General features: G+C 57.7%; 13 protein-coding genes. 11 read left to right on the forward strand and 2 right to left on the reverse strand.

All coding sequences use genetic code 11. The features are described from left to right. The first annotated feature begins 1 nt into the window (after window position 1). From ACIQT8_RS06935 to nagA, 7 genes are all read left to right on the forward strand, one after another. Complete coding sequence (locus ACIQT8_RS06935; RefSeq protein WP_400964527.1) at window positions 2–2,008, forward strand: dipeptide/oligopeptide/nickel ABC transporter permease/ATP-binding protein; 2,007 nt, start codon at window positions 2–4, stop codon at window positions 2,006–2,008. Continuing rightward, the gene (locus ACIQT8_RS06940) at window positions 2,005–2,850 is read left to right on the forward strand and encodes an ATP-binding cassette domain-containing protein (RefSeq protein WP_400964528.1); all 846 of its coding nucleotides are present in this window, start codon (window positions 2,005–2,007) and stop codon (window positions 2,848–2,850) included. Before ACIQT8_RS06935 ends, ACIQT8_RS06940 begins: the two co-directional genes overlap by 4 nt. A gap of 21 nt (window positions 2,851–2,871) precedes the next feature. Next, on the forward strand, window positions 2,872–3,795 hold the full coding sequence (locus tag ACIQT8_RS06945; RefSeq protein ID WP_400964529.1) for a dihydrodipicolinate synthase family protein: 924 nt from the start codon (window positions 2,872–2,874) through the stop codon (window positions 3,793–3,795). A gap of 76 nt (window positions 3,796–3,871) precedes the next feature. Beyond that, window positions 3,872–4,549, forward strand: a complete 678-nt coding sequence (locus ACIQT8_RS06950) for an N-acetylmannosamine-6-phosphate 2-epimerase (RefSeq protein WP_400964530.1) — start codon at window positions 3,872–3,874, stop codon at window positions 4,547–4,549. Further along, on the forward strand, window positions 4,546–5,406 hold the full coding sequence (locus ACIQT8_RS06955; RefSeq protein ID WP_400964531.1) for an ROK family protein: 861 nt from the start codon (window positions 4,546–4,548) through the stop codon (window positions 5,404–5,406). Before ACIQT8_RS06950 ends, ACIQT8_RS06955 begins: the two co-directional genes overlap by 4 nt. Continuing rightward, window positions 5,403–6,185 (forward strand): glucosamine-6-phosphate deaminase, encoded by a 783-nt coding sequence (gene nagB / locus ACIQT8_RS06960; RefSeq protein WP_400964532.1) that lies wholly within the window; start codon window positions 5,403–5,405, stop codon window positions 6,183–6,185. Before ACIQT8_RS06955 ends, nagB begins: the two co-directional genes overlap by 4 nt. After that, window positions 6,178–7,329 carry an N-acetylglucosamine-6-phosphate deacetylase gene (gene nagA, locus ACIQT8_RS06965; RefSeq protein ID WP_400964533.1) on the forward strand — a complete coding sequence of 384 codons (1,152 nt, stop codon included), beginning with the start codon at window positions 6,178–6,180 and terminating at the stop codon, window positions 7,327–7,329. Before nagB ends, nagA begins: the two co-directional genes overlap by 8 nt. A 14-nt stretch (window positions 7,330–7,343) precedes the next feature. Here nagA and ACIQT8_RS06970 read toward each other — a convergent pair whose 3' ends face one another. Next, on the reverse strand, window positions 7,344–8,267 hold the full coding sequence (locus ACIQT8_RS06970; RefSeq protein WP_400964534.1) for a MurR/RpiR family transcriptional regulator: 924 nt from the start codon (window positions 8,265–8,267) through the stop codon (window positions 7,344–7,346). 101 nt (window positions 8,268–8,368) lie between these two features. On the opposite strand from ACIQT8_RS06970, the gene ACIQT8_RS06975 reads away from it, so the two are divergent. From ACIQT8_RS06975 to dinB, 4 genes are all read left to right on the forward strand, one after another. Continuing rightward, window positions 8,369–9,739, forward strand: a complete 1,371-nt coding sequence (locus ACIQT8_RS06975; protein WP_400964535.1) for an MFS transporter — start codon at window positions 8,369–8,371, stop codon at window positions 9,737–9,739. A 70-nt stretch (window positions 9,740–9,809) separates the two neighbouring features. Beyond that, window positions 9,810–10,286 (forward strand): GAF domain-containing protein, encoded by a 477-nt coding sequence (locus ACIQT8_RS06980; protein ID WP_400964536.1) that lies wholly within the window; start codon window positions 9,810–9,812, stop codon window positions 10,284–10,286. 51 nt (window positions 10,287–10,337) lie between these two features. Then, entirely contained in the window at window positions 10,338–11,564 is a 1,227-nt protein-coding gene (locus tag ACIQT8_RS06985; RefSeq protein ID WP_400964537.1) for an amidohydrolase family protein, read from the forward strand. Between the two features lie 204 nt (window positions 11,565–11,768). After that, window positions 11,769–12,863, forward strand: a complete 1,095-nt coding sequence (gene dinB, locus ACIQT8_RS06990; protein ID WP_400964538.1) for a DNA polymerase IV — start codon at window positions 11,769–11,771, stop codon at window positions 12,861–12,863. A 267-nt stretch (window positions 12,864–13,130) separates the two neighbouring features. On the opposite strand, the gene ACIQT8_RS06995 is transcribed toward dinB, so the two are convergent. Beyond that, on the reverse strand, window positions 13,131–14,117 hold the full coding sequence (locus ACIQT8_RS06995) for a 3'-5' exonuclease (RefSeq protein WP_400964847.1): 987 nt from the start codon (window positions 14,115–14,117) through the stop codon (window positions 13,131–13,133). Window positions 14,118–14,140 lie beyond the last annotated feature (23 nt).

The raw sequence follows: 14,140 nt of genomic DNA on the forward strand, positions 1-14,140 counted from the left end.
AGTGCTTAGAATTCAACTCACAGAAAGGCTTTCGACACCCGGCTCGCGCCTGTCAGGCCTGCGCCAGCTCCCGGCTGCGTCAAAGATCGCTTTGGCCATCCTGCTGTTCATCTTTCTGATGACGGCTCTGGCCCCCCTGGTCGCCACACACGACCCACTGGCAACCGGACTGACACGTGGCCCTTCCGCCCCGGACGCAACCTACTGGTTTGGCACCGACAGGCAGGGTCGAGATGTGTTCTCCCGACTGCTTTATGGCGCAAGCTATTCTCTGATCATCGGCATCGGAGCGACAGTGGTCGCGCTGCTGGCCGCATCTGTTCTCGGCGCAATCGCGGCCACTGCAAGCTGGTGGGTAAAGGAGGCGCTGATGCGCGTCCTGGACATGATCATGTCGTTCCCCGGAATTGCGTTGGCCGTCGTTTTCGTCACCGTCTTTGGGCAATCTCTTCCGGTTCTGATCCTGACGATCGCATTCCTCTACACCCCGCAGCTAACGCGCGTCATCCGCGCCAATATTATTGGCCAATACGGTGAGGACTATGTGGCCGCCGTGCGGGTCATGGGAGCATCAACGCCACGTATTCTCATCAAGCACGTCGCCCGCAATTGTCTGGCCCCCATCCTGGTCTTTGCTACCGTACTCGTCGCCGACGCAATCGTGTTCGAAGCTTCGCTCTCCTTCATCCAGGCTGGCGTCCCAGATCCGGAGCCCTCCTGGGGCAACGTGATGGCGGCAGGCCGCCAACTCGTCATGTCGGGAGCCTGGTGGCCGACCTTCTTCGCCGGCACACTTATTACCGTGACTGTTCTCGCCCTCAATATCCTGGCAGAAGGCATGACCGATGCCATGGCGGCGCCGCGCGCCCGCTCTAAAGTGAATGCAGCAACAGTTGCTGCCGCCACAGACAACGTTCAGGCACAGCAACCCGACCGCACCCATTCTTCATCCTCGTTCAACGAGCCTGCCTCTCTACAGCAACGTCTTGACGCTTTACGCACAATCGAACGCGCCCGTAGCGATCGCCCGCATTTTGAAGGCGAACAACAGCCATTGCTCGAGGTGAAAAATCTCAGCATCGCCTTCCCACGGCATGGCAATGTCGATGTGGTGGACAACGTTTCCTTCTCCGTTCGACCTGGCGAAACGCTCGCTCTTGTCGGTGAATCGGGCTGCGGCAAGTCCATCACGTCGCTCGCCATCATGGGTTTGCTCGACCCCAAAGCACGCATCCGAGGCGAAATCCTCTTTGAAGGTCGCAATCTCCTGACAATGACAGAGCGTGAACGCAATGCCCTGCGTGGCAAAGGTATCGCAATGATCTACCAGGATGCCCTGTCGTCGCTCAATCCGGCGATGCTGATCCGCTCGCAGATGAAGCAGCTCACGGTGCGAGGCGGCACTCGTAGCGCCAAAGACCTGCTCGAACTCGTCGGCCTCGATCCGGAACGCACACTGAACTCCTACCCGCATGAACTTTCCGGCGGGCAACGGCAGCGCGTGTTGATCGCCATGGCACTGACCCGAGATCCAAAACTCGTCATTGCCGACGAGCCGACGACCGCACTCGACGTAACCGTGCAGAAGCAGGTTATCGAGCTTCTCGACAAGCTACGCCGAGAGTTGGGTTTTGCCATGGTATTCGTGTCGCACGATCTGGCTCTGGTTGCGGAGATTTCCCACCGTATCGCAGTAATGTATGCCGGCCAGATGGTTGAGCAAGGCCCAAGCCGCGACGTGCTCGCGCAGCCGGTTCATGAATATACCCGTGGTCTGCTGGGCGCTGTGTTGAGCATCGAAGCCGGTGCTGAGAGACTTCACCAGATACGCGGCACTGTCCCTTCTCCCAGTGAATTTCCGCCCGGCAACCGGTTTGCTCCGCGTTCGTCAAATCCGTTGCGCAACGCCGGTGTGATCACTGTCATGAAACAGGTTGGCCAAACCGGACACTTTTATGCCGCCCATCCAGATGATGACCCGATCGCACCGAAGGAGGACGTCGCATGAGTATCCAGTCCCTCTCACAAGATGCGGTAAAACCGGTCATCGAATTGCGCGATGTCTGTGTCGACTTCGGAGTCCGGGCCACAACATTCTCCAAGCCCGTTTTTGTTCGTGCGGTCGATCATGTGTCTTTCGCCGTATACAAGGGGCGGACCCTCGGCATCGTCGGGGAATCCGGTTCTGGCAAATCGACCGCGTCCAAAGTGCTGATCGGCCTTCAACAGCCGAGTTCGGGTGAGGTTTTATTTGACGGCCAACCGGTCCGTCGCTTCGATGCCGCCACCCGTCGACGTATGGGGCGTCTCGTTTCTGTCGTGTTTCAGGACCCAGCGACCGCCCTCAACGCACGAATGCTGGTGCGCGACGCGCTGACAGACCCACTTGAGGTCCATGGTATCGGCAATGCAGCGAGCCGTCGCACTCGAGTATCCGAGCTTGTATCGCTGGTTGGCCTGCCGCAGTCGGTGCTGGATGCCATCCCCGCTCAGCTTTCGGGCGGGCAACGCCAGCGTGTCGCCATCGCCAGGGCACTTTCGCTTGAGCCGCAGATCATTGTTGCCGACGAACCGACCTCGGCTCTCGACGTATCGGTACGTGCGCAGATCCTGAACCTTCTACAGGATCTGAAGCGAGAACTCGGACTGGGTATGGTTTTCATATCGCACGACATTCAAACAGTGCGCCACATCTCGGATGAAATCGCCGTGATGCGCAATGGCAAGATCGTGGAATTCGGTCCCAGCAATCAGGTCCTGGACACCCCAAGCCAAGCCTACACGAAAACGCTTCTGGAGGCCGCACCCAGCCTGCTGCATGCGCCCTTCAGTGCTCCCACTCCTCTTTAACCACACAAAATCTGGATCACCATGACCCATACATCTTTCCACGGAATCATTCCTCCGATTGTCACCCCTCTGAATGCCGACGGCAGCGTGAACTATGCCGATCTGGAGAAATTGGTCGAGCACCTGATCACCGCTGGCGTGAACGGCCTTTTCCCGCTCGGTTCGACCGGTCAGGTTGCCTATCTGACGGATGCCGATCGCATCGCTATCGTCGAAGCCGTCTGCCGCACGACGGCCGGACGCGTTCCAGTGATCGCTGGCGCCATAGATCTGACCGCCGCGCGTGTGGCCGAAAGCGCGCGCAAATTGCTGGATGCTGGTGCGGATGCAATCGTCGCGACGGCGCCAATCTATGCCATCAGTGACGAGGGCGAGATCGCGGATCATTTCAGAGCCATCCGTGCCGCCATCGACGCCCCTCTTTTCGCCTACGACATTCCTGTGCGCGTCCACCGCAAGCTTTCCCAGAAGCTTCTGGTCGATCTCGGCACCGAAGGCGTTCTGGCCGGCGTGAAGGATTCCTCCGGCGACGACGTCGGTTTCCGTCGCCTGATTGCCATGAACGAAGCCGCAGGACACCCGCTTGCACTCTTCACCGGCCATGAGGTCGTCGTGGACGCAATGGCACTGGTTGGCGCTGACGGTGCTGTTCCGGGTCTCGCAAATGTTGACGCTGCCGCCTATGTCCGCCTGTGGAACGCTGCCAAGTCCGGTGACGTCAAGGCTGCAGTCGCCGAACAGGAATACCTCAACCGGCTGTTTGAAATCGTCTTTTGCCCGACAGGACGCTCCGGTGACGCAGCAGGCGTAGGCGCATTCAAGGCAGCGATGGCGGCTATCGGGCTGCTTTCAACGCCAACGATGACCGCGCCAATCAAGCCGCTCGACGCGCCTGTTCTTGCTCGTATCCACACGATTCTGAAAGACGTCGGCCTGCTGAAATAAGCAGTAAGACCATACGGGCGCGACACGGTTCGCGCCCGTCCGCTGACTTGAGATCGACAGGTGCCTCGAAATGAACATGAACATCTTGGAACGAATGCGCGGTGGACTGGTCGCATCCTGCCAGCCCGTGGACGACGGCCCAATGGACCGGCCAGAAATCGTCGCGGCCATGGCCAGGGCTGCAGTTGCCGGAGGTGCCGTCGCATTGCGGATCGAGGGTGTCGACAATCTCCGTGCCGTGCGTCCGGTTGTCGATGTACCTGTCATCGCCATTGTCAAAACTGACCTGCCCGACAGCCCTGTACGCATCACCGTGACGAAAGCCGACGCTCTCGCACTTGTGGACGCGGGAGCCGATATCATCGCCTATGACGCCACGCCGCGACAGCGCACCGACAGCTGCGAACAGGTTCTCGCGGCGATCCTTTCAGCGGGACGCCTCGCCATGGCAGATTGCGCTACGCTCGAAGATGGACAGAGAGCTCTTGCCGCAGGCGCTTCCATCCTCGGGACCACACTGTCAGGCTACACGGCTGAAACCCAAAACCTCAACGAAGGCCCCGATCTCGACCTGATTGGCGCCTTCAAGACCCTTGGATCCGGTTTCGTCATGGCCGAGGGCCGCATCAACTCTCCCGGTCTTGCCGCTCTCGCAATGCAGGCCGGAGCCGATGCGGTAACGGTCGGAAGCGCTCTGACAAGGCTTGAGGTCGTCACGGGTTGGTTCGCGGATGCTGTCCGGGTAACGCCATGATCGAAGGATACGCTATTGACCTCGGCGGCACCAAAACCGCCGTTGCACGTGTCATCGCCGGCCGGGTAGACGCACGTTTGCAGGCACCGACGAATGGTGATGCAACCATCAGCCAACAGATCGATGTGATGGCTGAACTGCTAGGGAAGCTGGGTTTCCAAACTGGAGACAAGCTTGGCGTTGCAGTCGCTGGACGTGTCGATGCTGCGGGACGTTGGCAGGCTGTCAATGCTCGAACCCTGTCGCAGATTGGCGGAGAAAACCTGCTCGAAAGCTTGCGTCACAGGTTCGGAAACAATGTCAGCGTCATGAATGATGCGGCAGCTGCTGCCTTGGCGGAGGCAAAACTGGGGGCCGGCAAGGGTGTCGATCATTTTGCCTATCTCACCGTATCCACCGGCGTCGGCGGCGGGATCGTTCTCAACGGTCGTCCGGTTCAAAGCACGAATGGATTGGCTGGGCATCTTGGCTTTGTGTCGAGCCCGCTTGGAAGGGACCTTTGCGGCTCGGGCCGTACGGGAACGGTGGAGTCGACTGCGTCAGGGCGGGCCATTGCACGTGCTGCCGAAACGGCGGATGCGAAGGCCGCATTTGAAGCCGACACTCCTCTCGCGCGTGCAGCCATTGATTGCTCCGCGGCAGCCATCGCAAGGCTTTGCGCCGACCTGAACGCGATATTCGGGCTTGATCGCGTTGCTCTCGGCGGCAGCGTCGGGCTTGCTCCGGGATATTTGCAACGTGTCCTGTCAAATCTGGAAACGGAGCCGGAGCTATTCCGCGTCGCCGTCGTACCAGCCGCACTTGGCCATGACAGCGCGCTTCTCGGCGTCCTTTTGACCAAAGGAGAAAAAGAGTGAAAGTTCTCATTTGTCCGAACCGCAATGCGGCGACAGACCGCGCAGCCGACGTGATTTCGGCACATGTTGCCGCGCGCCCAAAAGCCGTCCTCGGGCTCGCAACCGGTGGCACCATGCTCCCGCTCTACCAGCGTCTCGTTGACCTCCATCGCAATGGACGCCTGTCCTTTGCCGAGGTCACGACATTCAACCTCGATGAATATGTTGGAATAGCCCCTGAACACCCCTGCTCCTACCATAGCTATATGAGCGAGGCGCTTTTCAGCCATATCGACATTGATGAAACTCGCACTCATCTGCCGCACGGCAAACCGGATTGCGTACACACCGAAGCCAATGAATACGAGGAACTCATCAGCGCAGTCGGTGGCATTACCCTGCAACTCCTGGGCATCGGTCAGAACGGGCATATCGGCTTCAACGAACCCACGTCGTCTTTGGGTTCGCGCACGCGCGTTAAAACGCTGACTGAAAACACCAGAAACGCAAACAGGCAGTATTTTTCAGCGGACGAAGAGACGCCCCGTTACGCGATCACGATGGGAATCGGTACCATTCTCGATGCGCAGAAATGCCTTTTGCTCGCCACTGGCATTGAAAAGGCGCAAGCTGTAGCGGATATGGTCGAGGGTCCACTTTCGGCGATCTGCCCGGCATCGGCCCTTCAGCTTCATCCTCACACGACAGTCATTCTGGATGTCGCGGCGTCTTCAAAACTGCGCCTGACAGATTATTATCATCACGTGCATCCCAACGGGGAGGGTACACGCTTTGACTGACATTCTCATCCTCTGCGACCGCCTTTATGACGGTATTTCGCCGTCATTTCTTGGCAATCAGACGATCGTTGTTCGTGATGGCCAAATCAGATCCGTCAAAGCCACCTCAGACGAGGACCGCTTAACAGGCAACGCCGTCAGGGTCGCTGTTGCAAGCCCCGGCATGATCGACATCCAGATAAACGGCGCGGCGGATACACAGTTCAATTTCTCGCCATCGCCGGAAGCATTGGCAACAATTGCCTGGGGTGCTCGTCAGGGCGGAACCGCTTCCATTCTTCCCACATTCATCACCGCGCATGGCCAGTCCTATCTTGATGCGATCGACGCTGTGAGGAAGGCGATTTCCTCAGACGTTCCGGGCCTGATCGGTATCCATCTTGAAGGGCCTTTCCTTTCGCCAGCAAGACCGGGCATTCACGACCCCTCGGCGATACGGCCGCTTGAGGACGAGGATGTCTTCGCCCTGGAACAGCAGGCCCGAGATTTTCCGGGTGTTATTCTTTTGACACTTGCGCCGGAGTGCCAAAACGCAAGTCATCTCGAGCGTCTCGCTGCGAGCGGCATTGTCCTTTTTGCGGGGCATTCGGAAGCAACGCAGGCCGATCTGACAAAAATCCGTGGCGCTACTCATCTCTGGAATGCAATGCCTGCGCCAACCAGTCGCGTGTCCGGCATCGTATCAGAGGTTCTGGGTGGCAATCGGCTGTTCGCCGGCATCATAGCGGACGGCTTCCACGTCGGCGAGCAAGCCCTGACAATGTCCGTGCGTTCCGCCGCTGACCGGCTTTGCCTGGTGACGGATGCGATGATGACTTTGGCAGGCACATCGTCGGGCTTTAATCTGGACAGTCGATATATCTCCCTCGCTGATGGCCGTCTTACTAGCGCAGACGGCACCCTGGCGGGTGCCCATATTGCCATGGATACATCGCTCCAGACCTTGATAAAGCTCACGGGTGTTGATGCGGTGACAGCCTTGCAGATGGCGACGGTCAATCCGGCGCGAGCGCTTGGCGTCGAGGAGAGGTTCGGCCGTATTGCCTCAGGATATTCGGCAAACCTCAGCCTTTTCGACGAACACCTCAATGCAACCGGCGTGGTGACGCAAGGCAATCTCCTGATGCGGAATGAGGCGGCCTGAAATCCTGACAGCTCTCAAAGCGTATCAAACGGCTTTCCTGCCATCGGAGCCGTTTTCGTGAACAGCAGATCCTGATCCTGCCACTGCTCTTCGAAACTTGCGATGGAGCGCGCGCTCATCTCAGGATCGAGCGCTCCCAGTTCCGCCGAGATTGCTTCAACCAGGCTGATGCCGGGAATGATGGTTGTGTAGAATGATGTACTTTCCGCCGGCGCCAGGAGAACATAGTCGCCGTTTTCAGCCAGCGCATCAACGGCTGCATCGGTGATGATGCAGGTGGTTGCTCCCCTCGCCTTCGCCTGGCGAGCCGCCCGGATGGCAGAATTGTAGAGCCTCCAGAAGGTCACAATGATGACGACGTCGCCTTCTTTGACGTCGCCCAACGCATTTGCGATCATCACGCCGTCTGTCGCAAGTTCCATACGATAACCGCACAGAGTCGCGTGGTGCGCGAGAATATTGGCGATTGATGCAAAACTGCCTGAGCCAAGCACGATACGACGCTTTCCGCCTGCAATAACTTTTGCAACGTCCCGGACAGATTGCCTGTCCGTGCGTCTGCGCAACGCCGTCAACTGTTCAATCTGGCGGTTGAGAGCCGCGTCGAATGGCCGGTCGGCTCCGCTTTCCTGTTGATGAACAACGCTGACTTCGGGTGCCGACAGTTTGCTCATGAAACGGGTTCGGATTTCCTGACGTAAGTCCGGCCACCCCGAAAAACCAAGGCTTTGCGCTGTTCGAGTGATGGTGGCGACATTGACTTCGGCTTTCTGCGCAAGGTCAGCAGCAGATGCAAACGAGGCATGACGAGGATCATTGATGACGGCTTGCACCACTTCATGGGCTGCCGGAGTGAGAGAATATCTCTCGTCAAGGTTGCGCAACCAGTCCTCCAGGGACTCTGCAAAAGTGTCTGCAGCGTTTTTTGCGTATTGCATTATCAAATCATCCCGTGCAAAAAATGTTGCGCGACAAAACAGCGCGCCTGCGATCCGCCACATGTGCGGGACGCGGTCATACCATATATCGGGGACCGAAAATGTATAATACTGCTGCAAGACTTGAGAGGCTGCCAGTCGGACGCTTCCAATATAAGCTGCTGATGATGGGCGGCCTGGGCTACATGTTTGAAGCCTGGGACGCGGGCATTATTGCCTTCCTGCTTCCGGCCCTGCGTGCGCAGTGGCAGTTGACCAGCCTTCAGGTCGGCTATCTGGCAAGCAGTACTTACGTCGGCTTTCTGATTGGCGCGCTGATTGCCGGGGCGATCGGTGATCGTTACGGACGCAAGAACGTCATGCTCTGGGCGCTGGTCCTCTTTTGCCTTGCAAGCCTTGCAGGCGCTGCGGTCAACGATTGGCACCAGTTCTTTGCTCTCCGTGTCATCGGTGGCATCGGCATGGGCGCCGAAGCTGCAATCATTGCGCCGTTCCTCTCGGAATTCGTTGGCGCCAAGTATCGCGGCCGGTTTACCGCATCACTTGCAGCATTCTTCTCGTTCGGTTTCGTGATCTCCGCAGTGCTGGGTTATCTCCTGGTACCGGCCTCGGATGACGGATGGCGTTATGCCCTTATCGTGACGGCCATGCCGGTCGTGATCGTTTTGTGGTGGCGCCGTGGTCTGACAGAATCGCCGCGTTGGCTGGAAAGCCAGGGCCGTCACGAAGAAGCACATGAAATCGTCACGGCGATCGAAAAGGATTATGCTGCACGTGGCGTGTCCCTGCCGCCAGTCACCTCCACTCCGCAGGTCGCCTCCACCCCCAACACATCATTGATGGCAAACTTCAAGGCGTTGCTGTCGCCGCGTTTCCTGCGCATTACCATCATGACCTGGCTGCTCTGGGTATCGGTCACGTTCAGTATCTATGCATTCATGACTTGGATTCCGAGCCTGCTCGTTGAGCGTGGCATGACGATGACCAAAAGCTTCTCGTTCTCGATCCTGATCTATGCCGCGCAGATCCCCGGCTACTTTACCGCCGCATGGCTCTGCGAAAAGATCGGTCGCCCATACACGATCGTCCTTTACATGGCGCTCGCCGCGATCTCGGCTCTTTCCTTGGCGTTTGCCACCGGCGACACGCAGGTCATCGCGCTTGCCATGACGCTCTCGTTCTTCATCAACGGCGTGGCCGCTGGCGAATATGCCTATACGCCGGAAGTGTTCCCGACCCGCATCCGTGCAACCGGCGTCGGCACGGCATCTGCAATCGGCCGCATTGGTGGCATCGCCGCCCCGATCCTGGTGGGCGCTGTCTACCCGATCGGCGGATTTGCCGGCGTGTTCGGCATGACCACGGTGATCCTCTTTATTGGCGCATTGTCGGTTCTCGTGCTCGGCATTCCGACGAAGAACCGTTCACTGGAAGAAATCGAAGCGGAAGAGTTTGCCGCGAGTTCGAACTGAGCAGGACGTTCCTGATCTCGATTACGGGGGCGGCGTTGGCCGCTCCCACGATTACAAGAGGATATCTGTGATGCAAACTGACATGCACCTCTACGAGGCGATGAAAAAGACAAATCAGCCGGAGCCCTTCTTCCAGGCTCTCGATTCGTTGCTGCAGCAAGAGGTCGGCCATATCCTGTTCACCCTGCTTGCTGTTGATGGCGGCGAGGTTGTGCGCATCTACTCCTCCGACACCGAGCATTATCCCGTTTCCGGTCGCAAACCGATGACGGACACGCCTTGGGGCCGACATGTGATCGGTGAACAGAAAAACTTTCTGGCCAAGGACATGGATGGCCTAAAATGGGCGTTTTTCGATCACGAACTGATCGCCAGCCTTGGCGGCGGCACGCAGATCAACGTTCCGGTCATCTTTGATGGGACGTGCATCGGTACGATCAACCTGACGCACCGCGCCGGAAGTTATGACGAAACTCACGTCGCCCGCGTCGAGGCTCTCGCCCCGTGGCTTGTCCCCTATTTTCTTCAGGCCGCACGCCAATCCTAGCCGCTGGCGCCTATCTCGCATTCCCAGACATTCGATTGAAAGCTTATACCAATGACAACAGTTCTTTTGAAAAATGCACGCGTGGTCGACGGATCGCAGGATAAGCCAACGGATTTGGTCGACATCCTGATCCGAGACGAGCTGATCGTTGAGGTCCGCAGCGGCGTGAGCGAACAGGCCGATACGATCATCGATCTCGCTGGCAAGATCGTGATGCCCGGCCTGATCGACGGACATGTGCACGTCATTGCCACCAAGCTCGATCTCGGCTCCAATGCGGATCTGCCGAATTCGCTGGTGGCACTACGTTCCGCCAACATCATGAAAGCGATGTTGATGCGCGGTTTTACCACGGTCCGCGATCTCGGGGGTGCAGACCACGGCCTCGTTGAGGCCCTGGAGGAAGGAACGATTATTGGCCCGCGATTGATTATCTGTGGCAAGGCGCTGTCTCAGACGGGTGGTCACACCGATTATCGCGGCCGCTTCAACCGTCGATCTGTTGAGCATTACCCCGACCAACTCGGTGCGCTGGGCCGCATCTGCGACGGCGTTGACGAGGTTCGACGCGCCTCCCGCGAAGAAATCAAGGCTGGCGCACAGTTCATCAAGTTGATGGCAAATGGCGGCGTATCATCGCCAACCGACCCGATCGCCAATCTCGGTTTTTCTCGTGAAGAATTGCTCGCTGCCGTCGAGGAGGCCGAAAACGCACAAACCTATGTCGCGGCCCATCTTTATACGGACGCTGCCATCCGCCGCGCAATCGAATGCGGCGTAAAATCGATCGAGCACGGCAACCTTATCACGCCTGAAACAGCGAAACTGGCAAAAGAGCGTGGTGCGTTCGTCGTTCCCACCAACATTGTCTATGATCGTCTGGCCAAGGATGGCGCTTCGCTCGGTCTGCCACCTGTCTCGGTTGCCAAGATTGAAGATGTTCGCAGCGCCGGCTTCAACGCACTCAAGGTCCTGCATGAAGCAGGAGTGACGATGATCTACGGCACCGACCTGTTGGGCGAGATGCATGAACATCAGTCCGAAGAATTCGTCCTCAGAGGCGAACATCTGCCGGCTGCAGACGTCATCCGCTCAGCCACACTCGATGCGGCAAAGGCGCTTGGTTATGAGGGCAAGCTTGGGACCGTTGCCGCTGGCGCGTTCGCCGATTTGATCGTGGTCGATGGCAACCCGCTGGAAGATCTCTCTCTGCTGACCGGTCAGGGCCGCCACATGCCCTTCATCATCAAGGGCGGCGAATTCGTCAAGACATCCTGATATCGCAACACTGGTGTTGCACCTGCAGATGCGGAAACATGTTTCGCATCTGCTTCAGCTTTTTAAATCCACTCAATAAACCTGCCCTGACATATTGGGCATTCGATTTCGCGGTCAAGCGTTGCGATCTCCGGTAACCGAGAGTATGTTCCCTCTTTGTTTCCAAATCATACCGCCTAAGGCGGCTAAGCTTCCAAGACCGCGATGAATGACGTTACCGAGATCCGAAAGATCATCCATGTCGACATGGATGCGTTTTACGCTTCCGTGGAACAACGGGATAATCCCGAATTGCGGGGCAAACCGGTCGCGGTCGGAGGTGCTGCCGCACGCGGCGTCGTTGCAGCAGCAAGTTATGAAGCCCGGGAATTTGGCGTGCGCTCCGCCATGCCCTCTGTCACCGCAGCGCGCAAATGCCCTGAACTCATATTCGTGAAACCGCGGTTTGAGGTATATCGCGCTGTGTCCCAGCAAATTCGCGCGATTTTTGCAGAATACACGCCTCTGATTGAGCCCTTGTCTCTCGATGAAGCCTACCTTGACGTCACCGAGAACTTGAAGGCAATGCCGATCGCAAGTGAGATCGCATTGGAAATCCGCGCAAAGATCAAATCCGTTACCGGGCTCAATGCATCGGCAGGCATTTCCTACAACAAGTTCCTCGCCAAGATGGCATCTGATCTCAACAAGCCGAATGGACAGGCGGTGATCACGCCAAAATATGGGCCCGCATTCGTCGAGCAGCTTGCGGTGAAGAAATTTCACGGCGTGGGACCGGCGACAGCCGAAAGAATGCACCGGCTTGGCATTGAGACCGGCTCCGATCTCAAGGCAAAGTCGCGGGTGTTTCTGACTGAGCACTTCGGAAAGTCAGGCGCCTATTTTTACGGCATTGCCCGTGGCATCGATGACCGCCAGGTTCAACCAGATCGGGTTCGCAAATCCGTTGGCGCCGAAGATACGTTCGTAAAAGACATCGACGATCTCGAACTCGCAATTGCTGAGTTGCGGCCGCTTGTCGACAAGGTATGGAACTACTGCGTGGAGAGAGAGATCAGCGGAAAAACCGTGACGGTGAAGATCAAATATTCTGACTTTACCCAAGCCACTCGCAGCCGGACCGGCCCCCTTCCCTTCGCCAATACCGTGGATGTATTCGAGGCTGCGTCTGCGCTGTTGACCAGCGTCCATCCGTTCAAACGCTCTATACGCTTGCTCGGGGTGACACTGTCATCACTCTCAACGGAAGCAGACCAGCACGATACCCAGTATCAGCCGCAATTTGATTTCAATCTGTAGCCAGAAACGAAAAAGCCTGCCGCGGGAGGAGGTGCGGCAGGCTTTCGAAAAAACCGAACAGCGACTGGGAGGAGGAGTGTCGCTGTTCCCTCAGGCTTCCCTGGGAGGAGGAGTGGGTCGCCTGAAACCCGAAGCTCTGTGGGAGGAGGTACATCGCTTCGTTGAGTTGATATATACAGCATCCCGGAAATCGCGTTAGGGGTCAGACCGCAGCGCAGCCATGCGTATAATGCAAAGCTCCAGAAAACCGTGCATGATTTAAGGCAATCACGCCCTGAAACGGTCGAAGGCAGTCAACCGCTTCGTTAACGGGTCAGCTTCCGAATATCGGTATATTTCGGTCCGCAGGTAATGAAGCTCAGGTTCCAGATCCGTCTCGTCGACTTCGATCCACCAGGATTTGGGGCGGCCTTCGCTGCCATCGGACCAGCGATAACCACGCGCCTTCAGATGGTCCTTCATCTCGAAGGGACTGTTTTCCGCAAAAATCCGAACTCGGGAGCGCTGGCTCGCCCGATAAAGCTCGCCAAAAGGTGTCGAACTCACCGCATCGACTTTCCGATCCAACACTTCGAGCAAAGCAAAGCAGTCATCCACGGCGCGGTGACCATCGTGGAAGAAACCAGCCTGCCCGATCAGATAGCCAAGCTTGGTGCCTTCGAAACCCCTTGCCGACCAATCGATCTCTGCATTCGAGCAAGCCCAGGCCTTGTTGGCGAAGATCGGCGAGAACGCCTCGCAGAACGGACGGTCGAAACCGGCGTTGTGAGCAATGATCAAATCTGCGGGATCAATCAATGACTGCACCGCCTGCAAGTCTATAACTTCGCCCGCAACCATTTCATCGGTGATACCAGTCAATTTCGTGATTTCGGCGGGAATGGAGATGCTCGGCTGCTGCAATCCGCCGTAGATACCCGTGACATCGCCGACTGCACCGTGTTCGTCGAAAGTGAAAGCGATCAGCCCGATCTCGATAATCTCGTTTTTACGGTGGCTGAGGCCGGTCGTCTCCGTGTCCAGGATCACACCCTTCAGAGGAAACTCGGAACGAGCATTGGCAGCGGTCTGCCGGGGTTCGAGTTTCTTCAGGATGCGGTATCGGCCGGTTGCGGCCAGGTGCGCAACCATATCACCCTCGTCCATGACTGCGGCGGCGGTTGTTTTTTTCACCCTGCCCTCGGCGGCAGGCTTTCCCCGCACCGGTGTCTGGTCATCTGAAAACATATCGAACTGTGTTGGCACGCCTAGCATTTCCTGTCGCATCGTAGGAGATG

Origin of the sequence: Agrobacterium sp. NPDC090273 (genome assembly GCF_044772305.1) — a bacterium.
Taxonomy (GTDB): Bacteria; Pseudomonadota; Alphaproteobacteria; order Rhizobiales; family Rhizobiaceae; genus Agrobacterium.

Coding starts and splice junctions, on each gene's coding strand:
- ACIQT8_RS06940 (WP_400964528.1), top strand. CDS start 2,005: ATGAGTATCCAGTCCCTCTCACAAGATGCGGTAAAACCGGTCATCGAA.
- dinB (WP_400964538.1), top strand. CDS start 11,769: ATGAATGACGTTACCGAGATCCGAAAGATCATCCATGTCGACATGGAT.
- ACIQT8_RS06995 (WP_400964847.1), bottom strand. CDS start 14,117: ATGCTAGGCGTGCCAACACAGTTCGATATGTTTTCAGATGACCAGACA.
- ACIQT8_RS06945 (WP_400964529.1), top strand. CDS start 2,872: ATGACCCATACATCTTTCCACGGAATCATTCCTCCGATTGTCACCCCT.
- ACIQT8_RS06980 (WP_400964536.1), top strand. CDS start 9,810: ATGCAAACTGACATGCACCTCTACGAGGCGATGAAAAAGACAAATCAG.
- ACIQT8_RS06975 (WP_400964535.1), top strand. CDS start 8,369: ATGTATAATACTGCTGCAAGACTTGAGAGGCTGCCAGTCGGACGCTTC.
- ACIQT8_RS06970 (WP_400964534.1), bottom strand. CDS start 8,267: ATGCAATACGCAAAAAACGCTGCAGACACTTTTGCAGAGTCCCTGGAG.
- ACIQT8_RS06985 (WP_400964537.1), top strand. CDS start 10,338: ATGACAACAGTTCTTTTGAAAAATGCACGCGTGGTCGACGGATCGCAG.
- ACIQT8_RS06955 (WP_400964531.1), top strand. CDS start 4,546: ATGATCGAAGGATACGCTATTGACCTCGGCGGCACCAAAACCGCCGTT.
- ACIQT8_RS06950 (WP_400964530.1), top strand. CDS start 3,872: ATGAACATCTTGGAACGAATGCGCGGTGGACTGGTCGCATCCTGCCAG.